Here is a 26,288-nt window from a genome sequence, read left to right on the forward strand (position 1 = left end):
GATGCGGGCGGGGCCCACCTGGTCGGCCCAGGCGAGCGGGCCGCGCGGATAGTTCACGCCGAACGTCATGGCCCCGGTCGATGTCAGCGGGCGAGGCCACTCCCATGAGCGCCGCCTCCGCCGCCTCGTTGGCGAGCATGGCCACGGTGCGCAGCACCACCGAGGCCGGGCGCGTCATCAACGGCCGACACCGTCCTTGCCGATGGCCTCGGAACAGCCCAGCGGCGACCGCCGCAGCGCCGGCCGGCGCCTGGTCGCCGGGGCGAGCGCGATGCGGCGCGCGCTTGCGTAATCAAGCGCGAGGTCGAACAGCACGAGGTCGGCGGGCTCCGCCGTCACGACACGTGCCGTCGCCGTGCGCCCGTCGGTCAACGCAAGGCTCGCCCCGTCCAGCCGGATGCAGCCGGGGCCCGGAACGCGTGCCACCGTGATCCCGGCAGCCTCCATAAGCCCGACGAGCGGCTCGGCCGGGCCGAGATTGCCTTCTACGGTCACCACGCGGGGCGCCGGGTGGGCGGGCAGCGTGGCGGGCACAGGCGGCACCGCGCCGGCCGCATGATCGTAGAAGCCACGCCCGGACTTGCGCCCCAGCCAGCCGGCGGCCACCAGCTCCTGCTGGGTCAGCGAGGGCCGGTAGCGCGGGTCATTGAAATAGGCCTGGAACACCGAGCTCGTCACCGCGAAGTTCACGTCGTGGCCGATCAAGTCCATGAGCTCGAACGGGCCCATGCGGAAGCCACCAGCCTCGCGCAGCACGGCGTCCAGGGTGGCGACGTCCGCCACGCCCTCCTCCAGGAGGCGCAGGCCCTCGGCATAGAACGGCCGCGCCACCCGGTTGACGATGAAGCCGGGCGTCGAGGTGGCGTGCACCGGCACCTTGCCCCAAGCTTCAGCGGTCGCGAACAGGGTGTCGAGCACATCGCGGCTCGAGGCGAGGCCGGCGACGATCTCCACCAGCTTCATGACCGGCGCCGGGTTGAAGAAATGCAGCCCGGCGACGCGCTCCGGATGCTTCAGCCCCGCGGCGATGGCGGTGATGGAGAGCGAGGACGTGTTGGAGGTGAGGATCGCATCGGGCGCCACGATCGCCTCCAGCGCCGCGAACACCTGCCGCTTGACGTCCAGCCGCTCGACGATGGCCTCCACCACCAGCCCTGCACTGGCAAGATCATTGAGCGACGCGGCCACCGCAACACGAGCGCCAAGGGCATCGCGCTCCTCCGCCGGCAGCTTGCCCTTCGCGACCAGCTTGTCGAGGCCACCCAGGATCCCCGCCCGACCCCGCTCCGCAGCCCCGTCCAGCGCGTCATAAAGCAGAACCGAGTGGCCCCCCTGCGCCGCAACCTGCGCAATCCCAGAACCCATCGCACCAGCGCCAATCACCGCGACGATCTCAGTTTTCGGCAAACCGTTCATGCTGCTTCGTTCCCGATATGGATGACCGCGCGGCCGCCGCTGCGACCGTTCGCGACGAATTTCAGCGCGTCCGGCACCTGCTCGAACGGAAAGTGGCGGGCGACGCGCGGCTTCAGGAGGCCCCGGCGCCAAAGGTCGAACAGGTCGCCTTGCACGCGCGCCAGCAGGTCCGGGGTCCGCGCCCGGTACTGGCTCAGGTCGAGGCCGACGATGGAGATGTTCTTCAGCAGGAGATAGTTGACCTTCACAGTCGGGATCTCCCCGGCGGCGAACCCGATCACCACCAATCGCCCGCACCATGCGGTGGCCCTGAGGGCCGCCGGCAGGAAGTCGCCTCCGAGCGGGTCGATCACCACGTCGGCGCCCCGGCCGCCGGTCGCGGCGGAGACCTGGGCCCGAACCTCGTCGTGAAGGCTTGTTCCGGAAAGGTCGATCACCGCGTCTGCGCCCGCCTCGATGACGGCCTCCCTGTCGGCGGCGGAGCGGACACCCGCGAGCACCCTGGCCCCGAGCGCCTTTGCGATCTGGACGGCAGCGAGCCCCACCGCGCCGCCAGCGCCGCCGATCAGCACCGTCTCGCCGGGCTGAAGCCGGCCGCGCGCGACCAGCGCGAAATGCGCCGTCAGATAGGCGCCACAGAGCAGGGCTGCCTGATCGAGAGGTACGTCCTGCGGCACGGGATAGAAGGAGCCGACGGGAGCCACCGCCTGCTCGGCGAAGGCGCCGTTGAGGACATAGGCCGCGACGCGGTCGCCGACCCGCACCCCCGACACATCCGGGCCGACGGCCCGGACCCGTCCGGCGAATTCCATGCCCGGTGTGAACGGACAAGCGGGAATGTTCTGATATCGCCCGGAGACCACGAGGGTGTCGACGAAGCCGACGCCGGCCGCCACCACGTCCATGGCGACCTCTCCCGGTCCTGGCGACAGGTCGGGAAGTACGTCGATGGTCATGCTCCCCGGGTCACCGGGGGCGTGGATACGATAGCTGCGCATCAGGTGTGGCCTTCCGCTGGTTCTCCCAGGGGGGTCATGCGTCGGTGAATGTCGCCGGCCGCTTCTCGATGAAGGCGGCGATACCCTCCTGGGCATCCTTCGACTGGAAGGCGAGGGTGGAGAGGTCAGCCTCGGTCTTCAGTCCCTCGTGCAGCGGCTGGGCGAGCGCACGCTGGATCGCCGCGCGGGCATGGGCCAGGGCCACACGGCTGTAGCCGGAGAATTCGCGCGCGAAGGCGAAGGCGTCGGCGAGCCGGTCCTGCATGCTGACGATCCTGTTCACGAGGCCGATCGACAGGGCTTCCTCGGCCCGCACGGTCCGGCCGGTCAAGATCATCTCGAGCGCCCGTGCCTCGCCCACCGCGCGCGGCAGGCGCTGGGTCCCGCCATAGCCCGGCATCAGGCCGAGCTTGATTTCGGGAAGGGCCACCGCCGCGTTGGGGGTCGCGAGGCGGAAGGTGGCGGCGAGTGCCAGCTCCAGCCCGCCGCCGAACGCATAGCCATTGATGAGGGCGACCGACGGAATGGACAGCGTGTCGAGCCTGGCGAAGGTGGATTGCCCGAGCTCCGCTTTGCGCCGCTTCGCGATCAGGTTGATGCCCACCATCTCCTTCACGTCGGCGCCGGCGCAGAAGGCCTTCTCGCCCGCGCCGGTGATGATCAGGGCACGCGCATCCGTCCGGCCCGCCTCGTCGATGGCGGCGCCGATCTCCTGGATCGTCTGTGCGTTGAGTGCGTTGAGGGCCTCGGGGCGGTTGAGGGTGAGCACGACGAAGGCGTCGTGCCGGGTTAGTTCGACGGCCATGGAATCCTCGCGGTATAAGGGGGGCTAGGCGATCGCCTTGAGCAGCTCGCGGGCGATGACCAACTGCTGGATCTGCGTCGTGCCCTCGAAGATGCGGAACAGCCGGACGTCGCGGTAGAAGCGCTCCACCGGATACTCCGCCATGTAGCCGGCGCCGCCGAAGATCTGGACGGCACGATCAGCCACCCGCCCCACCATCTCGGAAGCGAACATCTTGGCGCAGGCGGCCTGGCGCGTGGTGTTCTCGCCGCGGTCGCGCCGGGCTGCGGCATCGAGAATCATGCAACGCGCCGCATAGGTCTCCGCCTCGCTGTCCGCGAGCATCGCCTGCACCAGCTGGAACTCGGCGATGGGCTGCCCGAACTGTTTGCGGTCCTTCGCGTAGAGCACCGCCTCCCGGATCAGGCGGTCGGCGATGCCGACGCACAGCGCAGCGATGTGCAGGCGCCCCTTGTCGAGCACCTTCATGGAGGTGCGGAAGCCGTTGCCCTCCAGCTCGCCGAGCAAAGCGGAGACCGGCACACGGCAATCCTCGAAGACGACGTCGCAGGTCAGCGCGCCGCGCTGGCCCATCTTCTTGTCCGGCTTGCCGAGGCGAATACCCGGGGTTCCGGCTTCCACCAGGAAGCAGGAAATGGAGTTCGCCTTCCGCTCCGGCGCAGTGCGTGCCATCACGGAAAAAAGGCCGGCGTGGGCGCATTGGTGATGTAGCGCTTGGTACCGTTCAGGACGTAGTGGTCTCCGTCCCGCCGCGCCGTGGTGCGCAGCGCCATGGCATCCGATCCGGCGTCCGGCTCGGTCAGGGCGAACGAGCCGATGAGTGCTCCCGACGCCAGAGCCGGGAGATACTTCGCCTTCTGCTCCGGCGTCCCGGCGATGACGATGGCCTGGGAGCCGATGCCGATATTGGTGCCCGCCACGGAGCGAAATGCGGGAGAGGTGCGCCCCAGCTCGAAGACGACGCGGACCTCCTCCTCCATGGACAGGCCGAGCCCGCCGAACTCCTCCGCAATGGACAGCCCGAACAGGCCGAGATCCTTCATCTCGGCGACGATGTCCGCAGGGATGGCGTCGGTCTCGACGACTTCCGTCTCCCGCGGGATCAGCCGCTCGGAGACGAACCGGCTCACGGTTTCGAGGAGCAAACTGAACGTTTCTGAATCCAAAGCCACGGCTTGCCGTCCTTCCCGAAACAATGTCACTCAGCGCGCGACGAGATCGCGGCTGATCACCTGGCGCTGGATCTGGTTGGTCCCTTCCCAGATCTGGTGATCTTGGCCTCGCGCATGAGCCGCTCGACGCGATGGCCCCGCACGTAGCCGTGGCCGCCGAACACCTGCACGGCGTCCGTGGTGAGCCGCATGGCGAGGTCCGATGCCTTCACCTTGAGCATGGATGCCTCTACGCTGATGTCCTTCACGCCGTCGTCCACCAACTGGCCGACATGGTCCATCAGCGTGCGCGCGGCCAGGAGCTCGATGGCGAGGTCAGCGATCATGAAGGCGATCGCTTGGTGCTCGATGATCCGCTTGCCGCCCTGCCGGCGCTCGTTGGCGTAGGCAACCATGTCGCCCAAGGCCGCAGAAGCGATCCCGAGTGCCTGGGCCGCCACGCTCGGCCGCGACTTGTTGAGGACCGACATCATGATCTTCATGCCGTCGCCCGGCTGCCCCAGAAGATTGGCGCGTGGCACCCGGCACTCCGTGAAGGCGAGCTCCGCGGTGGAGGAGGCGTGAGTGCCCATCTTCGTCTCCAGGCGGACCACCTCGAAGCCGGGCGTGCCCTTTTCCAGGACGACGGCGGAGACGGCCTTGGGCGAGTTCTCCATCTCGGTCCACTTGCCGAACAGCAGGATCAGATCGGCGACGTCGCCTGTCGTGATGAAGATCTTGCCGCCGTTGATGACGATGTCATCGCCGTCCGGGCGGAACTTGGTCTGGATGTTGCCGCCGTCCGATCCGGCATGAGGCTCCGTGATCGCGAGGGCGCCGAGCCCGCCGTCGGCAATGCGCGGCAGGAAGCGGTGCTTCTGCTCCTCGGTGCCGAACTCGACGATGGGCTTCACGGTCGCGCTGTTCGTGCCGAAGATGATGCCGGTGGCCGCGCAGGCCTGGGAGATGATACGAACCACCTCGAGGAAGCAGCGATAGGAGATCGGGGAACCACCGTACTCCTCGGGAACGAAGATGCCGTTCAGGCCGATCTCCTTGAAGGCCTGGATGTTGGCCCAGGGAAACGCCTTCTGCTCGTCGAGCTGCCCGGCGCGGGGCGCGATGACCTCGCTGGCTAGCCGGGAGACCTGCTCGATGACGAGCACCTCCTCGGCGGACCAGCGCCGCGACTGCTCAAAATGGGCAAAGGATTTCATGATGCGATCCGTTGAGCTTCAAAGGGCCATTGGGGCGGGACTGCCGGCCATGGCATGGCCGGCAGTCCGGGCAGCGTCAGCGCGCCAGGGGGCATTCACTCTCGGAAAGAGGGCGAAAGGCCTCGTTCGCCGGGATGACCGCGAGCTGCTTGTAGAGGTCCCACTCGCCGGACGATTCCGAGGGCTTCTTGACCTCGAAGAGATGCATGTCGTGCAGCTTGCGCCCGTCCTTGCGGATCACGCCGTCGCCGAAGGCTTCGTCGGAGGTGGGCAGTTCCTTCATCTTGCTGACCACGGCGGCGCCGTCCTTCGAGCCGAGCGCCGCCAGGGCCTTCAGGTAATGCAGGGTGGCTGAATAGGCGCCCGCATGAACCTGGCTCGGCATGCGTCCTCCGGCGCGGGCGGCGAACCGCTTCGAGAATGCGCGGGTGCTGTCGTTCAGGTCCCAGTAGAACGCTTCCGTGACCACCAGTCCCTGGGCGACCTTGGCGCCGAGGCTGTGGACGTCCGTGATGAAGACGAGGAGGCCGGCCAGCTTCGTTCCCTGGCTGGTGAGGCCGAATTCGGCGGCCTGCTTGACCGAATTGATGGTGTCAGCGCCGGCATTGGCGAGGCCGACCACATTCGCCCCGGAAGCCTGTGCCTGAAGCAGGAAGGACGAGAAGTCGGCCGTATTGATGGGCGCGCGTACCCGCCCGAGCACCTTGCCACCCGCAGCCTCCACGAAGCGTGATGTGTCCCGCTCCATGGCCTGCCCGAAGGCGTAGTCAGCGGTGATGAAGAACCACTTGTCGCCGCCGGCCCGCGTTAGCGCGCCGCCGGTGCCCTTGCTCAGGGCATAGGTGTCATAGGTCCACTGGATCGTATTCGGCGAGCACGCCTTACCGGTGATGTCGGAGCTGGCGGGGCCGGACGCCAGGAACACCTTGTCGCGCTCCTGCACGATCTTGCTGACCGCCAGCGCGACGGCCGAGCTCGCCACGTCCACGACGGCATCGACCCCATCCTGGTCGAACCACTTTCGGGCGATGCTTGAGCCGACGTCCGGTTTGTTCTGGTGATCGGCGGAAATGACCTCCACCGTGAACTCGGGATGCAGCTTGCGGAAGTCCTCCACGGCCATCTCGGTCGCGATCACCGAGCCACGGCCGGACAGATCCGCGTACGGCCCGCTCAGGTCGGTGAGCACGCCGATCCTGGCGGCGCCCCCGGCCGAGGCGGCTCCGCTGAACACGATCAGCGCAGCTGACAGCATGAGATGTCCCAGCTTCATGCGCGTTATCCTCCCTTTTTGTTGGCGCCCTTGTTCGAGCGTTGCGGGGAACCTAAGGGGCAGCGCGATAATATGTCAACATGCTGAATCAATATCTGAAGGAGTCACTCGGGCGCCACGTCGTGCGGCGCGCGATACATGCTCATAACATTATGATATATATGTATATATTCTAGACTCCAGACATATGTGAACGCCGCGCCGTGTCATTTTATGTAGTGATGTTGACATACATCGGAAGAGGCAGTAGCCCTTGCGAGCAACAGGTGCACCCGAGCACGCAAGATGCACCGACGGAGGACAAGCTCATGAGTGCGGGACACGCGGCCCTTCTCCAGCCGCTGCATATTGGTGCCATCCTGCTGCCCAATCGCGTGGTCATGGGGTCCATGCACACGGGGCTCGAATGCCATCCAGAGCGCTTCGACGAGCTCGGCCGATTCTATGCCGAGCGGGCGAAAGGCGGGGTGGGGCTCATCGTGACGGGCGGGTTTGCCCCCAACTTCGCCGGACGCATGAAGAATGAGCCTGGAACCTTCGAACGTCGGGACCAGGTGGACGACCATCGCAGGATCACCGAGGCGGTCCACGCCGCCGGTGGGCGGATCCTGCTGCAGATCCTCCATTCCGGCCGCTATGGTTACCATCCGGCGGTCGTCGCCCCGTCCGCGATCCAGTCCCCCATCAACAGGGACGCGCCGAAGGCCCTCACCTCTGCCGAGATCGAGGAGACCATTGCCGCCTACGCCAACACGGCGACCCTGGCCATGGAGGCAGGCTACGACGGCGTGGAGGTGATGGGCTCCGAGGGCTATCTGATCAGCCAGTTCCTGGCGACGCGCACCAATCTGCGCGAGGACGAATGGGGCGGCACCCTGGAGAACCGGGCGCGCTTTCCTCTCCGCGCGGTCACGGCGGTCCGCGCGGCGCTCGGCACCGGACCGATCCTGTCCTACCGGATCTCCGCGCTTGAGCTGATCGAGGGCGGGCTCGACGAGGACGAGACCATCTGGCTGGCACAGGAGGTCGAGAAGGCCGGTGCCGATTGCTTGTCCACGGGCATCGGATGGCACGAATCCAAGGTGCCGACGATCGCGGGAACCGTGCCACATGGAGCGTTCGCGGAGGCGACGCGCCGCATCAAGAACGCGGTCTCCATTCCCGTCACGGCCAGCAACCGCATCAACCTTCCCGAGGATGCGGAACGACTGGTGGCCGACGGCTCGGCGGACCTGATCTCAATGGCGCGGCCGTTCCTGGCCGATCCAGCCTTCGTCAACAAGATGAAGGGTGGCGAAGCCGGTCTCATCAACATCTGCATCGCCTGCAATCAGGCCTGTCTGGATCACTACTTCACCGACCAAGTGATCAGCTGCCTCGTCAACCCGCGGGCGGCGCGCGAAGGCGAGTTCGATGAGGCTCCCGCGCCGGAGCCGAAGCGCATCGCCGTGGTGGGCGCCGGCGTTGCCGGCATCGCGGCGGCGCTGGAAGCCGGCCGCCGCGGCCATTACGTGACCCTGTACGAGGCGGCCCCGGATATCGGCGGGCAATTCACCCTCGCGGCCCAGGTGCCCGGCAAGGAGGACTATGGCCTTGCCATCGAGGGCTTCAGGCGCCAGCTCGCGGCGTTGGGTATACAGGTCCGCACCGGGCATCGCATCGGCAGCGAGGCTCTCGGGCGCGAGAATTATGACGACGTCATCATCTCCACCGGCGTCGAGCCGCGGCTGATCGATATTCCCGGCGCGGACGATCCTCGCGTCGTCGGCTACGCGGCCATTCTCGATGGTACGGTCACCGCGGGAGAGCGGGTGGTGGTCATCGGGGCCGGTGGCATCGGCCACGACGTGGCCCTCTTTCTCGCCCTCGGCGAGGATGGCGAGCGCCAGACCGTTTCCGAGTTCGAGGAACGCTGGGGGGTGCGGGGCGCGCCTAGGCTGCACCCGGCGCGCCGGTCCGTCACCATGGTCAAGCGCTCTCCCGGCTCGTTCGGCCGGACTCTGGGCAAGAGCACCGGGTGGATCCTGCGGCAGGAGCTGAAGGACCTGGGCGTGCGCCAGATCGCCGATGCGACCTATCTGAAGATCGACGCAGAAGGACTCCACATTTCCATCAAGGACCGTGTCGAAGTCCTGCCGGCGGACACCATCGTTGTCTGCGCGGGCCAGGTTTCGGTCTCCCGCTTCGCCGAAGAGCTGCAGGCCCGCGGGCAGAGCGTCCATGTCATCGGCGGCGCCAAGCTTGCCGGCGAGCTCGACGCCAAGCGCGCCATCTACGAAGGCGCCGTCCTCGGCAACCGGATCTGACCGCCGGCCCGCCCCGGATCCGTGCCGTCGCGACTTTCCGCGATCAAGAAGAACGTGCTCGCCAGCGCGAGCCCCGCTCCATGAAGGAGGAAAAGGTGACGCTCAATCTCGACGCAGAGTTTCTCCAGAGGCGGCCGGCCAATCACCGGCCGCTCACCCCGCTGAATTTTCTTCTGCGTGCAGCCGATGTCTTTCCAGACCGCGTCGCCATCATCCACGGCCAGGAGCGCCGGACCTGGCGGCAGTATGCCCGGCGCTGTCGGCAACTGGCTTCTGCCCTCATGCGCAACGGCATCAGGCGCGGCGAGGCCGTTGCGATCCTCGCACCCAACACGCCGGCCATGCTGGAGGCGCATTTCGGTGTGCCGATGGCGGGCGCCCTCCTCAACACGTTGAACATCCGGCTGGATGCGACCGCCATCGCGTTCATCCTCGGCCATTGCGAGGCCAAGGTCTTCTTCGTGGACAAGGAGTTCAGCGGCGTTGCCCGCGCCGCCCTGGCCCAGATGGAAACCAAGCCTCTGGTGATCGATATCGAGGATGCGCTCGCCGAAGGGGGAGAGCGGATCGGCCAATACACCTACGAAGAGTTCATCCAGCAGGGACGCACGGAGGATCCGATCTACTGGCCGGAGGACGAGTTCGAGGCCATCACGCTGAACTATACCTCGGGAACGACGGGAAACCCGAAGGGTGTCCTCTATCATCATCGCGGCGCCTACCTGATCGCGCTCGGCCAGCTGCTCCACCACAAGATGGATGCCGACTCCGTCTATCTGTGGACGCTGCCCATGTTCCACTGCAACGGTTGGTGCTTCTCCTGGGCGGTCGCGGCCGTGGGCGGCACCCACGTCTGCCTGCGGAAGGTGGTGGCCGAGCAGATCTTCGAGGCGATCGAGACCCACGGCGTGACTCATCTGTGCGGCGCGCCACTGTGCTCGGCATGCTTATCGACAGTGCCGCCGGTGCCGGCCGCACGCTGACGCGGCCGGTGGCGGTGATGACGGCCGGAGCGGCGCCGCCGGCGGCTGTGTTGAAGGAGACCGAGGCCCTCGGCTTCCGGGTTCGCCATGTCTACGGCTCGACCGAGCTGCACAGCGTCACCACCTTGTGCGACTGGCATCGCGAATGGGATCACCTTCCCCCCGACGAGCGCTCCAGGAAGATGGCGCGGCAGGGCGTGCGAACTGCGGTGACGGACGCGATGATCGTCGCCGATCCCATCACCCTGGAGCCCGTCCCCCACAATGGCGCCGCCATCGGCGAGGTCATGTTCCGCGGCAGCATCGGGATGAAGGGCTACCTGAAGAATCCCGCCGCTACCGAGGAGGCGTTCGCGGGCGGCTGGTATCACACCGGCGATCTCGCCGTCGTCCACGAGGACGGCTACATCGAGATCAAGGATCGCTCCAAGGACATCATCATCTCCGGCGGCGAGAACATCTCCTCCATCGAGATCGAGGACGTCCTCTTCAAGCATCCCGCTGTCTCCTACGCCGCGGTGATCGCCATGAAGAACGAGCGCTGGGGTGAGCGGCCCTGCGCCTTCGTCGAGCTGAAGCCCGGCTTTTCGGGGGCGGTCTCCGAAAAGGAGCTGCTCGAGTTCTGCCGTGCGGCACTGGCCAAGTTCAAGGTGCCAGACCGCTTCATCCTGGGGCCCATCGAGCGCACGGCCACCGGGAAGGTGCAGAAGTTCAAGCTGCGCCAGCTCGTCCAGGACAACGAGCAAAACACCTGAGAGCGCCGCTCCCGCGTGCATGTCCAAGGCGCTCAGGAACGGCCAGGCCATCTGAACCCGGAAATTGGAAGGGCGGTCGCTGATCCCGCCGACAGGCCTTCGTGGCCCGGGGAGATCAGACCGGACTTCCGCAGCGATAAGTGGAGTGGATACATGAGGGGATTGAAGGATCGTGTCGCCATCGTCACCGGAGCCGCGGGCGGCATAGGTCAGGCGATCTGCGCCCGCTTCATCGACGAAGGCGTGAAGCTGGTGGCGGCCGACGTCAATGCGACGGCCTTGCGGGAGGTTGCCGAAGGCCTGCAGGCCCGCGGCGGAAACGTCCTCCCGCTGGCGTTCGACATCACCAGCGCCGCCGACGTGGCCGAAGCCGTCGCAAAGGCCGCCGCGCATTTCGGGCACATCGACGTGCTCGTCAACAATGCGGGATGGGATATCGCCAAGCCGTTTCTCGAGACCGATCCCGAACTCTGGGACAAGATCATCGCCATCAACCTGCGCGGGCCGCTCAATCTCCACAAGGCCGTCCTGCCGCGCATGATCGAGGGCGGCGGCGGCAAGGTCATCAACATCGCCTCGGATGCCGGGCGTGTCGGCTCCTCGGGCGAATCCGTCTATGCGGCCTGCAAGGGCGGGCTGATCTCCTTCTCCAAGACAGTGGCCCGCGAATATGCGCGCAGTAACGTGCGGGTGAACGTGGTCTGCCCCGGTCCCACCGACACGGCCCTGCTGCGGTCGTTCGTGGGTGAAGGCGAATATGGCCAGAAGATCTACGACAAGCTGCAGAAATCCATTCCACTCAAGCGCCTGGGACAGCCAGACGACATTCCCGGGATGGTGGCCTTCTTTGCCAGCAGCGATGCCGACTTCATAACCGGGCAGGTGATCAGCGTGTCCGGCGGCCTCACGATGCACGGATAGGAATGAAACATGGACTATCAGGATATTACTTATGAGGTGCGCGGGGCCGCCGCCTGGATCACCATCAACCGGCCAGAGAAGTACAACGCCTTCAGGGGCGTGACCTGCGAGGAGCTCATCCACGCCATCGGCAAGGCAGGATGGGACAAGGCGATCGCCGCCATCGTCCTCACCGGCGCCGGCGCGAAGGCCTTCTGCACGGGCGGTGATCAGTCCGCCCATGATGGCGCCTATGACGGGCGCGGCACCATCGGGCTGCCGGTGGAGGAACTGCAGAGCCTCATCCGGGATGTGCCGAAGCCGGTGATCGCCCGCGTCAACGGCTTTGCCATCGGCGGCGGCAACGTCCTCGTCACCTGCTGCGACCTGGCCATCGCCTCCTCGAACGCCGTGTTCGGGCAGGTCGGCCCCAAGGTCGGCTCGGTCGATCCTGGTTTCGGAACGGCCCTGCTCGCCCGCGGGGTCGGGGAGAAGAAGGCCCGTGAGATCTGGATGCTCTGCCGGCGCTATTCGGCAGAGCAGGCGCTGCAGATGGGCCTCGTCAATGCGGTCGTCCCGCCGGAGGATCTGGACTCCGAGGTCGAGCGCTGGTGTGCCGAGATTGCGGCGCTGAGCCCCATGGCCATCGCCATCGCGAAGAAGTCGTTCAACCTCGACAGCGAATCGATCCGCGGGATTTCCGGCATGGGGATGCAGGCGCTCAGTCTCTTCTACCAGACCGAGGAGTCCAAGGAAGGTGTGAAGGCCTTTCTGGAAAAGCGCCCGCCGAAGTTCCGGTAGGCCGGGCCGGGACGATACCGTCGGAGGGGCGGCATCGCTTGCAGCGTGATGCGGCAACGGGGCCGCCCCCAGCACGGCGAAAAGGCTTGGCCGGGCCCTCCGACAACCGGCGTATCCAGCTCTCGTCGGGCTTTCGGAGCAGGACGACGAGGGAAGGGGCGGCGGTCCCGTCCGGGCACTTCGGGGCCTTACGGAGCCCTATGGCATCTTGACGCACACTGGCTTAAATCGCGTGGGGTCGCTCCCGGTCCTGCATCGCCGCATCCCTTCAGGCAAAGGCTGCAGCCTCATGTGCCGGTAAAAGAGATCGCACTCCGGTTGACTGGGGATTTTCGGATGGCGCAAAAGATCCATCATGCGGCAGGAGGCGGGAGAGGCTTTTCACGGGTCTACTGAGGTCCGAGGCTTGCTCCGGTGCCGAACCTATGGATGAGCGAGTCTGGATGACGACCGATCAGAAGCCCGCCCGTGCCACGCGTGGACGCACATCGCGGCCGGCCGAACGCGCGCCGCGACCTCCTGCCGCCAAGCGCACGGCGCGGCGGGAGCTGGCCCCTGCATCCACGGACGGCAATGAACCGACGCAGCTGCCTGCGGCCGCAGACCCCACGCAGCGGAATGTCGGACACGATCATCTCAACAACCGGATTTTCTTCCGCCTCTTCCAGCTCGGCAACCAGCTGCAGCAGCAGGCAGTCCAACAGCTCGGCATCACAACCGTGCAGTGGGCCGTTCTCGGAGCCCTTTCGCAAGACAAGTTTGCCTCCGGGATCCCCTTGGCCCAACTCGGCGACTATCTCGTCGTCACGCGGCAGAGCCTCGATGGCGTCTTGAAGCGCCTCGAGCGTGATGGTCTTGTCCAGCGCGTTGCCGGCGCCGAGGACCGCCGTGCCAGAGTGGTGCAGATGACACCTCGCGGGCGGGCATTCTGGACTGAGGTGCGTGCGCGAATCTACCAGTTCTACGATCAAGCATGCGCGCGTTTTTTCGTTCGATGAGCGGGTTGCAATTGTTCATTATCTAAATGAACTTCAAAAAGATCTAGGTCAGGTCAATTTACCGAGGATCGGTTTCCCTAAAAGAAATCAAAACTGAAAGCGAAACTTGTATTTTTACGATACAATATTTTTATCTTCCTGACATCGACGTTTGTGCCTGGCCCCTGCGGATACGCGGTGGCGAATGGAACTCTTGGTTTCGCTAAATTGGCTTCCTCCAGGACCTGATTCGCGGCCAAGTAAGACTGGGCCTTATGGCTGGTGCTTCGTTGACCTCTGCCCTATTTCTGTTGCCGCCCAGAAAAGGATGGGGCGATATGATCCGCGACCATTCGTTCGGTCGTCGGAAGTTAGCGCATCCGGCTCACGGCAGCGGGCTAGGTACGTCGCCGAAGCTTTTCAACGCAATTGGAGTCCGTTGGACCACTTGCCCATGCGGCCGACCCACGTTGTAATTATAATGTTGGTGGTGAACTCGTTTTGACCCCGGCGTCTATAGACCGGCCGCCATGGCATCCGTCGGCGACCGTCGCGGCGCTCTAGATCGATGTGATGGCCACTCCCTCGGAGCCCAAACGGATCGGTCAGTTCGGCTCCCATTCTCCCGCGGATGTATCCGGCAGTCCAAGAAGCGCCGGCCAGGCCGCCGTGGCCCGCTTGGAGAAGACCTCGATGTGCCGCAGGGAGGAGAGGCCGAACTCCGCCGGCACCAGTTCGCGATACTCAATCCGTCCTTGCGGAAATGCGGCGGCGTAGCGCCGGACAGCAGCCGGCGGCACGACGACATCGTCCGCCATGGTGAGCATGCGCAAGGCGGGGCCATCCATCCGGAAGTCCGGCTCGGGCAGGCTCAGGCCGATATCGCCGCGGAAGAAGTCGCGCCGCGTGCACCATCTGCGCCACTGCCAGTAGACGCCCGCGGGCAGGTCCTCCCCCAGCAGAAGGCGCTTGCCGGGCAAGTAGCCGGCAAGCGTCGTGCCGACGGGCCCCAGCGCATACCAGAAGGCCAGCGCGAGGGGGCGGTAGCTCCAGGGATGGTCGCTGACATGCCCGAACCCCGCACCGACGGTGGTGATCCGCTCGACCCGGACATCATGCCTGCGGAATGCGAAGGCCAGCCCACCCAGGGAGTGGCCCAGCACCCACAATGGACCTTCCGGCGCCAGCTCGGCCAGGGCATGTTCCGCCGCGCCCTGGTCGCGGATCGCCCAATCGGCGAATGTCGCGTGGCTTTCCCGCATGGGGCGATGCTGTGATGCGCCGAAGTCGCGATAATCATAGGTGAGGACGCCGATGCCGCGCGCCGCCGCCCACCGCGCGAAGGCTGAATAATAGCGTTGCGGCACACCCGTGGCGCCATGCAGCACCACGTTCGCGCGCAAGGCTCCGGCAGGGGCGTAGTAGCAGGCCGCAAGCCGTGCTCCCTCGGCCTCAATGGTCAGGTTCCGCTGTTCCGCGCCGTGCTCCTGCAGCATACCCGCTCCTCCATTAGACCGAGTGGTCTAATGGAGGCATAGACCATTTGGTCTAATCTTTGTAGTGGTCGGCCATGTCGGAACCCTCCAATCGAGACATCCTTCTGCGCACGGCCTCCGGCCTCTTCCGACGGAAGGGGTATGATGGCGTGGGCCTGAAGGAGATCCTTTCCGCCTCCGGGTTGCCGAAGGGGTCGCTCTACTACCACTTTCCCGGCGGCAAGCGCGAGTTGGCCGAGGCGGCCACGCTCTGGGCGGGGCAAGTCGTCGAACGGCAGGTTGACCGGATCCTGTCGCATGCGACGGATTTCGCCGGCGGCGCTGCCGCGGTGTCCCGTGCGATTGCCGATACTGTGAAGCAGAAAGGGCAGGTCCTGGCCTGTCCGGTCGCCAGCATCCTGCAGGCCGGGGCGCAGGACGAGCGGTTGCGCCTCGCGGCTCGGCAGGTTCTGTCGAACTGGACCTCCTGCGCGGCCCGGCACGCGGCTCGGCTCGGGCACGCCGACCCCGAGGGCGCGGCGGAATCCCTGATCACCCAGTTGGAGGGCGCCTGGCTGCTGGCTCTCGCCGAGCAGACCGGCGATCCGCTGGAACGCCTGGCGCGCCGCTTGTCGCAACGCGAGGCTTAGGACCGATCGACATTCAGATCATTGGATGGATTTGAGCCTCTGAGGGCTGTCATGGCCGGGACAAGCCCGGCCAGGACGCCGTTGTCTTAAAGAGAACCGTCCCGACAGCTGAGTGTCGATCCGCTCCAGCGCCGCGCCACGTCCTCACAACCATCGCCTGGGGGATGGCGCGGCATAGGCCGCTGACAATGCACGCGGAATACCGTATCTGCTCTCCGGCCGGTGGCCTCTGCCGTGGCGGCGGAAGGCCGTAGCCGGGCGGGCATTCGCGGCACGGCTACGGCCGGTGCGGCAATCCTGGCATGCTGCTTCCGACGGTCGGAAACGGCAGGATGATGATCGAGTTGACGAGCAGGCGAGTGGCATCACATGCGGAATCGGATCGAATGGCTTCGGGCGTTTATCGGACGGGCGGTGCGGCGGGCCGAGCAGGTCTCCGGCAAGGGTCTCGCCGGCCGTGCCATGGGGCGCCGGCCGAGCCGGGCGGCGGCGATCGTCGGAATGGCGCTGGCGCTTGGCTGCGCCGGGCCTGTCCTCGCCAGACGCCGCTTCTATGACGTGCGCAGCGATGCGGAGCTGAACGGCGCGGACGGGACGGTGATCCGGCAGGAGCCGATGCCCGGCGCCCCCCATGGCGCGACCGCCTATCGGGTTCTTTATCGATCGACGGGGCTCGACGGCAAGCGGATTGCCGTTTCCGGCGTGGTGATCCTTCCGCAGGGTTCCCCCCCGCCGGAAGGCCGCCCGATTGTCGCCTGGGCGCATCCGACCACGGGCGTGATCGCGCGCTGCGCGCCATCCCTCACGGGCACGTTCTTCCAGAACGTCCAGGGTCTTAATCTGATGCTGGAGCGCGGCTATATCGTCGTTGCGACCGACTATCCGGGCCTCGGCACTGCTGGACCGCATCCCTTCCTGGTGGGTAACAGCGAAGGGCGGGCCGTGCTTGATTCCGTGCGGGCCGCGCGCGCGATAGCCCAGGGCGGCGCATCCAATCGCTTTGCCGTCTGGGGCCACTCCCAGGGCGGCCAGGCCGCGCTCTTTACCGGCCTTCTCGCGAAGCGCTACGCGCCGGAGCTGGACCTCGTCGGCGTCGCCGCCGCCGCACCGGCCACGGAACTCGCGGCGCTGTTGAATGACGATATCAGCACGGTTGCCGGCAAGAACCTGACCTCCATGGCGCTGTGGTCCTGGTCGAAGTTTTATGACGCCCCGCTGGCGCGTGTGCTCGATGCGGCCGCCATTCCGGTCGTCGACCAGCTGGCGGGCGAATGCGTCGAATCCCTGCTGGATGTGCTGGAGCGCGGCGTGACCGAGCGCCCGCTGCAGAAGGATTTTCTGCGGGTCGCAAACCTGAGCGACATCGAGCCGTGGCATACGCTGATGCAGGAGAATACGCCCGGCCCGTTGCCCTCGCAGCTGCCCGTGTTCCTGGCGCAAGGCACATCGGATCCGATTGTCCGTCCCGATGCGACGCAGGATTACATGGCGCGGTTGTGCAAGGCGGGCGCCAAGGTGCGGATGCTTCTGATGCCTGGCGTCGGGCACATGGCCGCGGCGCACAAGAGCGCGGAGGCCGCCGTCGCGTGGATGAGCGATCGCTTCGCGGGGGTCGCGCCGCCCACGGATTGCGGGGGCTGAACGGGCCTGAAAAAGCACATCCGGTTCGGCTGGCTATGGCCGTATTCAGGACATGGCGAAGCGGATTTCCGCGCGGGCCGTGCCGTCGTCGGCCCGAGTTGCGTGGAGCCCGTGATGCCATGGCGTATAGATCCAGGCTTGGCGATGCAGAGCGGAAGCCCTCCGGCGCAGGTGTTGATCGACAGTTCCGGCATCAAGGCCCATCGCTACGCTGCAGGTGGAAAAGGAGGAGAGCAGTCAGGCGAGCGGTCGCTCGCGGGGGGCACGACCGAAATCCACGCACCGATCGACTATCATTGTCGCCCGATCGCTTTCCTCCTGACCGGCGGTCAGGTCGCCGACTGCACCTCAGGCGCCGAGCAGCCGATCGTGCCAGCAATCGACACGATCGCTTGCCACCGTGAGGCGTGGTTCTGCTCGTGACCAAGCATCAGCGGTACCATCCGCTCATGGACTTCGGGTGTCGGCGCCGAAGCTCGTGCTGGTGCGCCGCGCATCTCGGCCGCATTGCTCGAGATCGGGAAGTGGTTCGAGGGCCTGTTGCCGCATGTGGCTGCGGCCTCGCCATCTGCAGGCCTGCCGTCGCGGTCTTCGCTCTCGACAATTATATCGCCACTCGGATCATGTCCGCCATGCAGGCCGGCGGGTTGTAGGCAGGTATCGCTTTACACTCAAGCATCCTTGTCGCTAGCGGCGCCTCTGCCGGCAAAACGGCGCTGGCCGATGCGCTACTCGTCGAGATGGCGAAAACCGCCAACTGAGTTCTCATCATCAATGATACGCGCGAGCTGCAATGCGCAGCACCCAATCTGGTCGCCATGCGCGCCAAGGATGGCATTGCCTCGCTCTCTGATCTCATCTGTTCCTCGCTTCGCCGCGCGCCGGCCTAGCCGCGGTCACTGAAGGGCCTATCCGTCGGCGCGCCTATGCTGCTACGGGCAAACTGTCCTGCTCTGCCGATCCGGGATCTCCGGCTGCCCTCTGAAGAAACCGGGCCAATGCCGCTTTGCGGGAGCCCCGATCAAGCGCATAGGTGGTCTGCTTGAACTCAACTCCGTCGAGCAGCCCTTGGATGTAGCCGGAGATAGTGTCGGCTGCCATGATCAGGGCGGTGTCGAGCGTGTGGATGTAGTTGCTCGTGACCGATCCTTTCGCATGGCCGACCAGGGCGGCGATGGTGACCTCCGTGAACCCGAGATCGTTCGCGACGCTGGCGAAGCTATGGCGCAGGATGTGGGGGGTGACATCGACCAGGGGCGAGTCCGCGAAGATCTTCCTCCAATGATTGGGAAAGCTGCCGAACGCGTTCTGGCCGTCACGGCCGGGAAAGACGTAATCTCCGACCGCCTCCTTCCGGCGCTTCTCCAGATATTCCACCACTGGCAGCCCGATGGGCCGGATGGAGCTTCCCTCCTTGCTGTCGATCAGCCGCAGGCAACTCAAATCCGTGTCGGCTTCTGCCCATCGCAGTGTGACCATCTCCATGCGGCGGCATCCCGTGAGCGCGATCTGGCGAATGATCTCGACCGACATCCGGTAGCTCTCGTTCTCGGCCGCCGCCTTGAGCAGGTCGCCGAGGACGCGATATTCGGCTTCGCTCAGTCGCCTGGCACGGACATTATCCTTCGGCCGCCGCACACCGTGCGCCGGGTTCGTTTCGATGATCCCCGCTTCGACAGCGTAGGTGAGAATGCCGCCCAACAGGCCGATTGTCCGCGTGGCTGTGCCGGCGCCGCCTCTCACGATGGACTTGCCGCGCAGGTTCTTCGTCATGACGGTGACACGCGTCTTCCCTGCCATGATGTCCTTCATGGCCCTCGTGATGTCGGCTTTCGCCAGGTCCCTGACGCGACGCGAGCCGAGGAGGGGAACGATATGACGGTGGATGCGGCCGAGATCGGAGGCGATCGTGCCCGGCTTCTTGGGGCGCCCGCCTTTTCCGAGGATGAGACCCGCTTGCAGGTCGGCGAGGTAGAGGTCACAGAGTTCCTTGACCGTGAGCGCCTTGCGATCAAGCAGCCGTTCTTCAGCCGGGTCGTCGCCTTGCGCGATCCGGCCCAATTGCGCTTTGGCTTCCTGGCGCGCGCGTTCAGGTGTCCATACCCCGTGCAGCCCTATCGTGAACCGACGCGATCGGCCCGCCGACCGATACTGAAGGACGTAGCTTCGCTTGCCGGACGTGAAAACCCGGAGGCCAAAACCAGGGAGCTCGTCGTCCCAGATCACGTAATCCTTGGCGCCGGCCTCTGCTGCATCGACGGCCCTTTTTGTGAGCTTAGCCATGGAAAATCTCCGCCCTTGTCGCTTCGTCTCGCGTAAGCGCCACGTAAGCGGCAGGAAGAAAGTGGTGGCGGAGAGAAGGATAGTCTCGGCTATGGCCAGCTACAAATTCTTTTTTAATAACAGTATGATATCGCATTTCTTCGTGCTCCATCGTGATTTCGACGGAGCTACAAGTAATCCCTCCGAAGGCAAAGGCCGCACGTTCGAATCGTGCCGGGTGCGCCACTTCGGCTCCGTGTTGATCCGACAGCGGTGTCGCCTCGCCGTACCGAGCCGCCCTCCCCGCCCGGATCAGTCGCGCGGATGGGGGCGTCGGCGCAGCAGGGCGCGCAGCACCAGGGTCAGCAAGGCGGCGGCGCACACCACCGCCGCCAGCAGTTCGAAGCCCGCCGTGAAGCGGTCGGTGTGCTGCTTGATGAAGCCCACCGCATAAGGGCCCACGAAGCCGCCGAGATTGCCGACCGAATTGATGAGCGCGATGCCGGCGGCCGCCGCCGTGCCGTGCAGGAACAGCGGCGGAACCGACCAGAACGGCGCCAGGGCTGCATAGAGGCCGACCGAGGCGCAGGTCACGGCGGCCATGGCAAGCAGATGCGAGGGAGCGTGCACGCTCGCCACGAGCCCCGCGGCGCCGAGGACGGCCGCGCCGGCCACATGCAGCACGCGCTCGCCCGTGGCGTCGCTGTGGCGGCCCCAGGCCAGCATCGCGAGGGCGCTGACAGCGTAGGGCACGACGAGGAGGAGCCCCACCTCCTGCACGCTGTAGCCCATGCCGCGGATGATCTGCGGCAGCCACAGGCCGATGCCGTAGAGCCCCACCACCAGCCCGAAATAGATCAGGCAGAGCATGAGCACCCGCCGGTCCCGCAAGGCCGGCCACAGGCTGTGGTGGGTGGCGGCATCGGGCCCGGCATGGTCGGCAGCGAGGCGCGCCGCGATGGTGCGTCGTTCCGCGGTGCTGAGCCAGCGCGCATCCGCGGGCCCGTTGGGCAGCAGCACCAGCACCGCGCCGGAGAGCAGCACCGCCGGCAGTCCCTCGACGATGAACAGCCACTGCCAGCCGGCGAGGCCGAGAAAACCGTGGCTTTCCATGATCAGCGCCGACAGCGGCGCGCCGACCGCGCTGGCGATCGGCACGGCCGCCATGAACAGGGCAATGTAGCGGGCGCGCAAAGCGAGCGGAAACCAGTAGCCGAGATAGAGGATCATGCCCGGCAGGAAGCCGGCCTCGGCCGCGCCCAGCAGGAAGCGCATGATGAAGAAGGAGTTCGGGCCGGTGACGAAGGCGGTGGCGGCGGAGATCAGGCCCCAGGTGAGCATGATGCGGCAGATCCACAGCCGCGCCCCCACTTTCTCCAGCACCAAGTTGGAGGGCACCTCGAACAGGAAATAGCCGATGAAGAAGATGCCCGCGCCCCAGCCATAGACCTCCGGCGAGAAGCCGAGGTCGGCATTCATGGTGAGGGCGGCGAAGCCGACATTCACGCGGTCGAGGAAGCTCACGAGATAGAGCAGCATCATGAACGGAATGAGCCGCCGCGCCACCTTGGAGAAGGTGCGCTGCTCGTCCGCCGTCAATCCCGTCCCCGCATCCATGATCGTCTCGCTGCCCCCTTGCGCCCGGCCTGGGCTGCGGTGCGCCTGTTGAGATGGATCGACGCTCTTATGGCCCGATTCGCCCGGTCGCCGGCGGCGCAAAAAATGCGACCACGGCCGGCGGCGCTCGCCCCCACGCATCCCTCGTCGAGAGTGACTGGCCCGGTCCCCTCAAGCGATCGTCATGGCCGGCGCCGATGGTGACCAGAGCACGCGCCGATCATATTGAGCCGATCTGAGCGGATCGCGCTCTAAGCCGGGCCCGGGGTCGCATACGACAGGCTCGCGTCGGGGTCGACGGGAGATGTCGCGCGGCGGCCGCCGCCGCCGTTCACCGGACGATCCGCGACACCCCGCTTCCGGCCGGAGAGCTTGGCCTTGTAAAGCTGCAGGAGTGCCGCTGTCCCAAAGCCGCCATCGGCACTTTTTCCGAGCGCGAGTTCGGGCGGCAACGCCTCGGCATCCCGCTGGTGTCCGCTGGCGATGGCCGGTCTTTGGCCGGGGCTGTGATCAGTTAGGCAGACCCCGCCATTGGGCTGCGGCCTCGCCCGGCATGGGTCGGCCGATATAGTAGCCTTGCGCCAGTTCGCAACCGAGGTCCCGGATGAAGTCGAGGATGGCCGTATCTTCGACGCCTTCGGCCGTGACCTCCATGTCCAGGCTGCGGGCCAGGCCCGTGACGGCGATCACGACCTTGCGGGCTTCCTCCGATGTGTTCACCGCCCGCACGAAGGAGAGGTCGATCTTCAATTCTGAAAACGGAATGCGGATCAGCTGCACCAGCGAGGAATAGCCGACGCCGAAATCGTCGATGGACAATCGGAACCCCTTGAGGCGCAGGCGCGTGGCGGCGCTGAGGGTGACCGTCGGGTCTTTCATCGCCGAACTTTCCGTGATTTCCAGCATGACGCGCTCGTTGGAGATGCCATAGCCCCTGGCAATCTGCTGGAAATGATCGGCCAGCCGGACATCGGCGAGCAGCACCGGCGAGAGGTTAACGGCGATGTGGTGCGAGGCCCCCGGAAAGGCTTGACTGAGCCAGGCAACGGACTGCTCGAAGACGACGTCGGTGAGGCCGCCGATCAGGCCGCACTGCTCGGCCAGCGGGATGAAGTCCGATGGCGGAACGAGGCCGAAATGCGGGTGCTGCCATCGCACGAGCGCCTCGAACCCGCGCAACTCGCCGGTCCGGCAGGCGATCTTCGGCTGGTAGTGCACGACCAATTCGCGGCGCTGGAGCGCCAGGGACAAATCCTCCCCGTCGAAGCGCGCGGCACGCTCCGGCGCCGCGGCCGCGGTCGGTCTGGCCCCGCGGACGTCTCCCGACAGGAGCTCCTTGAGCTGGCGCGGCAGGAACGGCTTCGACAGGACGCCGAGCACGTTGAGGCCGTTTTCGGTCGAGACCCGCTGCGCGGCCTCGAGAACGCGGCTGCCGGCACCGCTGGTGATGATGATCGCCGCCGTGACGTTTCGCCGGGACAGCTCCAGCAGGACCTCGACGCCGTCCACGTCCGGCATCACGAGATCAATGGCGAGATGACTCGGCGCCCAGGCGTCGAAATCCGCATAGAAGTCGGCCGCCGTGCCGGACACACGCGCCTCGTAGCCCAGACGCTCGAACATGGAGCAAATGGTGCCGGCCACCATATCGTCGTCGTCGAGGACCAGGACGCGCTTCGGCAAGATCACCTCACATCGCCTCGGCAGGCGCCGAATTAGGAACCTGCACTGTCGAGAACCGCCCTGATCTTGCTTGCAAGCTGGCCAAGGCGGAACGGCTTGCTCAGTAATTCAACCCCGGGATCGAGTCGTCCATGATGAATTATTGAGTTTTCAGTGTAGCCCGACATATAGAGAACCCGCAATGCGGGCCGCAGGGCCACCGCCGCGGTGGCGACGACCCGGCCGGAGGCCGAGCCCGGCAGCACCACGTCGGTGAGCAACAGATCCACCCGCGCGCTGCCGCGCAGGATGTCGAGGGCCTCGCTGCCCTGCGATGCCTCCAGCACCGTGTAGCCGAGCGAATGCAGGCTGGCGACGGTGTGGCCGCGCACCAGGTCGTCGTCCTCGAGGACGAGGATGGTCTCGTCGCCGCGCGGCAGGTCCTCCGCCGCGCTGGAGTTCCGCGCGCCGGGCGCTTCGCCATCGGCGCGGGGCAGGTAGATGCGGACCGTGGTCCCATGCCCCGGCTCGCTGTAGATCTTCACCTGTCCGCCGGACTGGCGCGCGAAACCGTAGACCATCGACAGGCCAAGTCCGGACCCGTGCCCGTCCCGTTTGGTGGTGAAGAAGGGCTCGAATGCGCAGGCAAGGACGTCCGCGGACATGCCCTCTCCGGTGTCGGAGACTGCGATCACGACATACGAGCCTATGGCGATCTGGTTTTCCGTCGCATAGGTCGGATCGACCATCACATTGGCCGTCTCGATGGTGAGCCGGCCGCCGTCAGACATCGCGTCTCGGGCATTGAGGACGAGATTGAGGACGGCATTCTCCAGCTCTCCGGGATCGACGCTGGCCTGCCACAGTGCGTCGCCCTCGCGAATCTCGATGTCGACGCTCTCGCTCACCGTTCGGCGCAGGATCAGCTCCAGACCGCGGATGAGGTCGTTCACATCGGTCGGGCGGGGCGCAAGCGGCTGGCGGCGGGCATAAGCGAGGAGCCTGTGCGTCAGTTCAGCGGCGCGCTCGCCGGCGAGTTGGACCGTCTCGGCGCTGCGCAGGACCGCGGCCGGCGCGCCGTTCGCCTTCAGATACTCGATGACCGCGTCTTCCTGGCCGAGGATGACGGTCAGCAGATTGTTGAAGTCGTGGGCGATGCCGCCGGTAAGCTGGCCGATGGCGTCGAGCTTCTGCGCCTGCCGCAGCCGCTGCTCGGACTCGATCCGCTGCGAGATGTCGTGGAAGTAACTGGTCAGGCCTTTCTCGTGCGGGAAGCCGCGAATAACGAACCAAGCCTTGAAATCCGGATAGTAGATTTCAAACTCGACCGGCACGCCGGTTTTGCGCGCCCTCATGTAATTGTCGAAGATCGCCGTCTGTTTGGCCGCGGGAAACGCCTCCCAGACCGACCGCCCGACCAGCTCCGCGCTGGTCCGCCCCAGGATGCGCTCCGCCTCGGCGTTGAGGTAGGTGAAGTTCCAGTCCTGGTCGAGGACGTACATGGCGTCCGAAATGGAACTCAGGATGAAGGCCTTGTCGTTGCGCTCCGCATTGGCGACAGCAAGGGCCTCCGCCTGCGCCAAGCGGGCCTCAAGGGATTCGAGGGACGCTGCGACGACGCTGGCGAACTGGACCAGCTCGTGAACGTCGAATTCGGTGAACGCGCCGTTGGGGGGATCGCCGGCCTGGAGCACGCCGCGGCACTGGCCGTTCGAGGTCACGATGGGCACGACCAGCAGCCGTTTGCGCAGTGTCCCGCCCGGCTCCCCCTCTCCGTCCGCCCCCTCGCCGCGTCCGTCCAGCAGCAGCACGCGCTTCTCGTCGCGGACGCCCAACAGGCGGGGATCGGAGGCGGGCAGAATCGCATCGGCACCGGTGTCCGACTGCGGATCGATATCGGGCTCAACGCAACCCGCTCCACCCGACCCGTTGAAGGACATCGCAGCCGCCTGCCGGGCACCAACCAGGCGCCGGGTCATGGAGGCCGCTTGGGCAAGAAGGGTCTGGACGTCGGAAGCCGCCACCAGATGCCCCGCCTCGTTGGCCACGAGCTTCAATCGGGCGGTGCGGTCCGCTGCGGCGCGCCGCTGCCGAGCCGCCAAGGTGGCGATGACGATCGATGCGGACACGAACACGAGGATGGAGAGCAGGCCGATGCCGCTCTGGAAGGCGACGTTCTGCCGCCACTGCGCCAGCACCTCCCGCTCCGCCCGGCTCACGAAGGCGACGACCCCGAGCGCGTCGATCCGGCGGAAGCCGACCAGGCGGCGCAAGCCGTCGGTCGGCGAAACGCCGGACGCGCGCCCCCTCGCCCCGCCGCCCAGGATGTCCTGGGTTAGCCGACTGTCGTTGGACCGCCGGCCGATCTGGGTTTCGACGAAGGGCCTGCGCAGCAGCAGCGTGCCGTCGCCTTTCAGCAGCCCCATCGAGCCGCCCTCGCCGAGGTGCAGGGCATCGAAGAAGGTCTGCATGTATGCGACGGAGATCGAGGCCGCGACCATGCCCGAGAAATTGCCGTCCGCGTCGACGAGCCGCCGCGCCAGGTTGATGATCCACTGTCCCTCCGCATGGCCGACGCGGCCCAGCCGGGGCGTGCCGATGATCAGCGCCTCGCTTCCGTTGCGCGCGGCGGCGAATTCCGGCGTGTTCGACAGGTTGACGGGCTGCGGATCCAGCGTTCGCGACGTGGCGACGAGAATGCCCTCGCGGTCGAGGACGAAGAATGCGTAGGTGCTCTGCGAGGCCTGTTGCAGCGCCTGCAACAGCCCGCCCGAAGCCTTGGCCCGCTGCTCCCAGGGGCCGGCATTGCTGCTGCGCACCTCGTCTGCGATCGTCAGGAGCGCCAGCCCGATGCCGCCGAAGAGATGCTGCGTTTCCTCGGCCAGCGCGGAGGCGAGGTTCTCGGCTTCGGTCAGGGCGTCGTCGATCAGGAATCGTCGGTCGGCGACCGACTGAAAAGCGATGATGCCCGCGATCAGGAGCGCGACGGCGACATTGACGCCGATCCACCACACGCGCATTGCCGGCGCCTCCCGATTTTTGCATCACGATACGTAAAGCAAGCGCCTTCCGAAAGCGGATTCGATCGCGCTTGGGGGTGCACCAAAGCACGCGACGGCGGCCCCGTCTCCATCCGGCAGGACCAAGAAGGGGCACTCGGGCGCTTGGATTGGCCTTGAGGGGCAGGTTGCGCGTCGGGATGGGGTGCCGCCCCGCCTGTCCGGCGGATGCGCCGCGGCGGGCAGCGCGAAAGTAACGGGCCGCAGAACGAGGCGCCTGCTCTCTTGCTCCCGCTCAGGCGCCGCGCGGGCGGTCGCGCTCCAGGCGGCGCAGCAGCGAGGGGCAGCGCGCAGGCGGGCCGCGCCGGCGAGCAGCGCCAAATCGAGACCGGAGGCCATC

The 26,288-nt window shown here is 66.3% G+C and carries 18 protein-coding genes and 3 pseudogenes; 10 read left to right on the forward strand and 11 right to left on the reverse strand.

What is annotated here, in order from left to right:
• Positions 1 to 177: 177 nt before the first annotated feature.
• The 6 genes and pseudogenes from AC2W7M_RS03200 to AC2W7M_RS03225 all read right to left on the reverse strand — a co-directional run bounded on the left by AC2W7M_RS03200 (position 178) and on the right by AC2W7M_RS03225 (position 6,860).
• Entirely contained in the window at positions 178 to 1,416 is a 1,239-nt protein-coding gene (locus AC2W7M_RS03200) for a 3-hydroxyacyl-CoA dehydrogenase (protein WP_486130011.1), read from the reverse strand.
• Positions 1,413 to 2,414 carry an NADPH:quinone oxidoreductase family protein gene (locus tag AC2W7M_RS03205; RefSeq protein ID WP_486130013.1) on the reverse strand — a complete coding sequence of 334 codons (1,002 nt, stop codon included), beginning with the start codon at positions 2,412 to 2,414 and terminating at the stop codon, positions 1,413 to 1,415. Before AC2W7M_RS03205 ends, AC2W7M_RS03200 begins: the two co-directional genes overlap by 4 nt.
• A 34-nt stretch (positions 2,415 to 2,448) precedes the next feature.
• Positions 2,449 to 3,219 (reverse strand): enoyl-CoA hydratase/isomerase family protein, encoded by a 771-nt coding sequence (locus AC2W7M_RS03210; RefSeq protein WP_486130015.1) that lies wholly within the window; start codon positions 3,217 to 3,219, stop codon positions 2,449 to 2,451.
• Between the two features lie 24 nt (positions 3,220 to 3,243).
• A pseudogene (locus AC2W7M_RS03215) lies at positions 3,244 to 4,391 on the reverse strand (acyl-CoA dehydrogenase family protein).
• 56 nt (positions 4,392 to 4,447) lie between these two features.
• Positions 4,448 to 5,587, reverse strand: a complete 1,140-nt coding sequence (locus tag AC2W7M_RS03220; RefSeq protein ID WP_486130017.1) for an acyl-CoA dehydrogenase family protein — start codon at positions 5,585 to 5,587, stop codon at positions 4,448 to 4,450.
• Positions 5,588 to 5,663: 76 nt separating this feature from the next.
• Positions 5,664 to 6,860, reverse strand: coding sequence for an ABC transporter substrate-binding protein (locus AC2W7M_RS03225; protein ID WP_486130019.1), 1,197 nt, complete (start codon positions 6,858 to 6,860; stop codon positions 5,664 to 5,666).
• 203 nt (positions 6,861 to 7,063) lie between these two features.
• Between AC2W7M_RS03225 and AC2W7M_RS03230 the strand changes: the two genes are divergently transcribed.
• The 6 genes from AC2W7M_RS03230 (at position 7,064) to AC2W7M_RS03255 (ending at position 13,603) form a co-directional block, all read left to right on the forward strand.
• Positions 7,064 to 9,166, forward strand: a complete 2,103-nt coding sequence (locus AC2W7M_RS03230; RefSeq protein ID WP_486130021.1) for an oxidoreductase — start codon at positions 7,064 to 7,066, stop codon at positions 9,164 to 9,166.
• Between the two features lie 95 nt (positions 9,167 to 9,261).
• Positions 9,262 to 10,149 (forward strand): AMP-binding protein, encoded by an 888-nt coding sequence (locus AC2W7M_RS03235; protein WP_486130023.1) that lies wholly within the window; start codon positions 9,262 to 9,264, stop codon positions 10,147 to 10,149.
• Entirely contained in the window at positions 10,110 to 10,904 is a 795-nt protein-coding gene (locus tag AC2W7M_RS03240; RefSeq protein ID WP_486130025.1) for an AMP-binding enzyme, read from the forward strand. The genes AC2W7M_RS03235 and AC2W7M_RS03240 overlap by 40 nt, the downstream gene beginning before the upstream one ends.
• Positions 10,905 to 11,057: 153 nt before the next feature.
• A complete protein-coding gene (locus AC2W7M_RS03245; RefSeq protein ID WP_486130027.1) occupies positions 11,058 to 11,825 on the forward strand; it encodes a glucose 1-dehydrogenase in 768 nt (255 codons plus the stop codon).
• A 9-nt stretch (positions 11,826 to 11,834) separates the two neighbouring features.
• Positions 11,835 to 12,605 (forward strand): enoyl-CoA hydratase-related protein, encoded by a 771-nt coding sequence (locus tag AC2W7M_RS03250; protein WP_486130029.1) that lies wholly within the window; start codon positions 11,835 to 11,837, stop codon positions 12,603 to 12,605.
• 443 nt (positions 12,606 to 13,048) lie between these two features.
• Positions 13,049 to 13,603 carry a MarR family transcriptional regulator gene (locus AC2W7M_RS03255; protein WP_486130031.1) on the forward strand — a complete coding sequence of 185 codons (555 nt, stop codon included), beginning with the start codon at positions 13,049 to 13,051 and terminating at the stop codon, positions 13,601 to 13,603.
• Positions 13,604 to 14,187: 584 nt separating this feature from the next.
• Here AC2W7M_RS03255 and AC2W7M_RS03260 read toward each other — a convergent pair.
• Positions 14,188 to 15,078 carry an alpha/beta hydrolase family protein gene (locus AC2W7M_RS03260; protein ID WP_486130033.1) on the reverse strand — a complete coding sequence of 297 codons (891 nt, stop codon included), beginning with the start codon at positions 15,076 to 15,078 and terminating at the stop codon, positions 14,188 to 14,190.
• Between the two features lie 74 nt (positions 15,079 to 15,152).
• Here AC2W7M_RS03260 and AC2W7M_RS03265 point away from each other — a divergent pair, with 74 nt between their 5' ends.
• The 4 genes and pseudogenes from AC2W7M_RS03265 to AC2W7M_RS03280 form a co-directional block, all read left to right on the forward strand.
• The gene (locus AC2W7M_RS03265; protein ID WP_486130035.1) at positions 15,153 to 15,707 is read left to right on the forward strand and encodes a TetR/AcrR family transcriptional regulator; all 555 of its coding nucleotides are present in this window, start codon (positions 15,153 to 15,155) and stop codon (positions 15,705 to 15,707) included.
• A gap of 369 nt (positions 15,708 to 16,076) precedes the next feature.
• Positions 16,077 to 17,348 (forward strand): alpha/beta fold hydrolase, encoded by a 1,272-nt coding sequence (locus AC2W7M_RS03270; protein WP_486130037.1) that lies wholly within the window; start codon positions 16,077 to 16,079, stop codon positions 17,346 to 17,348.
• A 147-nt stretch (positions 17,349 to 17,495) separates the two neighbouring features.
• Positions 17,496 to 17,705: pseudogene (locus AC2W7M_RS03275) on the forward strand (IS5/IS1182 family transposase); the annotation flags it as partial.
• A gap of 105 nt (positions 17,706 to 17,810) precedes the next feature.
• A pseudogene (locus tag AC2W7M_RS03280) lies at positions 17,811 to 18,232 on the forward strand (zeta toxin family protein); the annotation flags it as partial.
• Positions 18,233 to 18,272: 40 nt separating this feature from the next.
• On the opposite strand, the gene AC2W7M_RS03285 reads toward AC2W7M_RS03280, so the two are convergent.
• From AC2W7M_RS03285 to AC2W7M_RS03300, 4 genes are all read right to left on the reverse strand, one after another.
• A complete protein-coding gene (locus tag AC2W7M_RS03285) occupies positions 18,273 to 19,631 on the reverse strand; it encodes a tyrosine-type recombinase/integrase (RefSeq protein ID WP_486130039.1) in 1,359 nt (452 codons plus the stop codon).
• A 291-nt stretch (positions 19,632 to 19,922) separates the two neighbouring features.
• The gene (locus AC2W7M_RS03290) at positions 19,923 to 21,227 is read right to left on the reverse strand and encodes an MFS transporter (protein WP_486130041.1); all 1,305 of its coding nucleotides are present in this window, start codon (positions 21,225 to 21,227) and stop codon (positions 19,923 to 19,925) included.
• A 510-nt stretch (positions 21,228 to 21,737) separates the two neighbouring features.
• A complete protein-coding gene (locus tag AC2W7M_RS03295) occupies positions 21,738 to 22,916 on the reverse strand; it encodes an EAL domain-containing protein (protein WP_486130043.1) in 1,179 nt (392 codons plus the stop codon).
• A gap of 26 nt (positions 22,917 to 22,942) precedes the next feature.
• Positions 22,943 to 25,909 carry an ATP-binding protein gene (locus tag AC2W7M_RS03300; RefSeq protein ID WP_486130045.1) on the reverse strand — a complete coding sequence of 989 codons (2,967 nt, stop codon included), beginning with the start codon at positions 25,907 to 25,909 and terminating at the stop codon, positions 22,943 to 22,945.
• Positions 25,910 to 26,288 lie beyond the last annotated feature (379 nt).

The sequence above is a fragment of the Xanthobacter sp. BG11Y11_SDJG genome, assembly GCF_057364445.1.

Coding starts and splice junctions, on each gene's coding strand:
- AC2W7M_RS03245 (WP_486130027.1), top strand. CDS start 11,058: ATGAGGGGATTGAAGGATCGTGTCGCCATCGTCACCGGAGCCGCGGGC.
- AC2W7M_RS03240 (WP_486130025.1), top strand. CDS start 10,110: ATGCTTATCGACAGTGCCGCCGGTGCCGGCCGCACGCTGACGCGGCCG.
- AC2W7M_RS03270 (WP_486130037.1), top strand. CDS start 16,077: ATGCGGAATCGGATCGAATGGCTTCGGGCGTTTATCGGACGGGCGGTG.
- AC2W7M_RS03250 (WP_486130029.1), top strand. CDS start 11,835: ATGGACTATCAGGATATTACTTATGAGGTGCGCGGGGCCGCCGCCTGG.
- AC2W7M_RS03220 (WP_486130017.1), bottom strand. CDS start 5,587: ATGAAATCCTTTGCCCATTTTGAGCAGTCGCGGCGCTGGTCCGCCGAG.
- AC2W7M_RS03260 (WP_486130033.1), bottom strand. CDS start 15,078: ATGCTGCAGGAGCACGGCGCGGAACAGCGGAACCTGACCATTGAGGCC.
- AC2W7M_RS03265 (WP_486130035.1), top strand. CDS start 15,153: ATGTCGGAACCCTCCAATCGAGACATCCTTCTGCGCACGGCCTCCGGC.
- AC2W7M_RS03205 (WP_486130013.1), bottom strand. CDS start 2,414: ATGCGCAGCTATCGTATCCACGCCCCCGGTGACCCGGGGAGCATGACC.
- AC2W7M_RS03200 (WP_486130011.1), bottom strand. CDS start 1,416: ATGAACGGTTTGCCGAAAACTGAGATCGTCGCGGTGATTGGCGCTGGT.
- AC2W7M_RS03300 (WP_486130045.1), bottom strand. CDS start 25,909: ATGCGCGTGTGGTGGATCGGCGTCAATGTCGCCGTCGCGCTCCTGATC.
- AC2W7M_RS03290 (WP_486130041.1), bottom strand. CDS start 21,227: ATGGATGCGGGGACGGGATTGACGGCGGACGAGCAGCGCACCTTCTCC.
- AC2W7M_RS03285 (WP_486130039.1), bottom strand. CDS start 19,631: ATGGCTAAGCTCACAAAAAGGGCCGTCGATGCAGCAGAGGCCGGCGCC.
- AC2W7M_RS03210 (WP_486130015.1), bottom strand. CDS start 3,219: ATGGCCGTCGAACTAACCCGGCACGACGCCTTCGTCGTGCTCACCCTC.
- AC2W7M_RS03255 (WP_486130031.1), top strand. CDS start 13,049: ATGACGACCGATCAGAAGCCCGCCCGTGCCACGCGTGGACGCACATCG.
- AC2W7M_RS03225 (WP_486130019.1), bottom strand. CDS start 6,860: ATGAAGCTGGGACATCTCATGCTGTCAGCTGCGCTGATCGTGTTCAGC.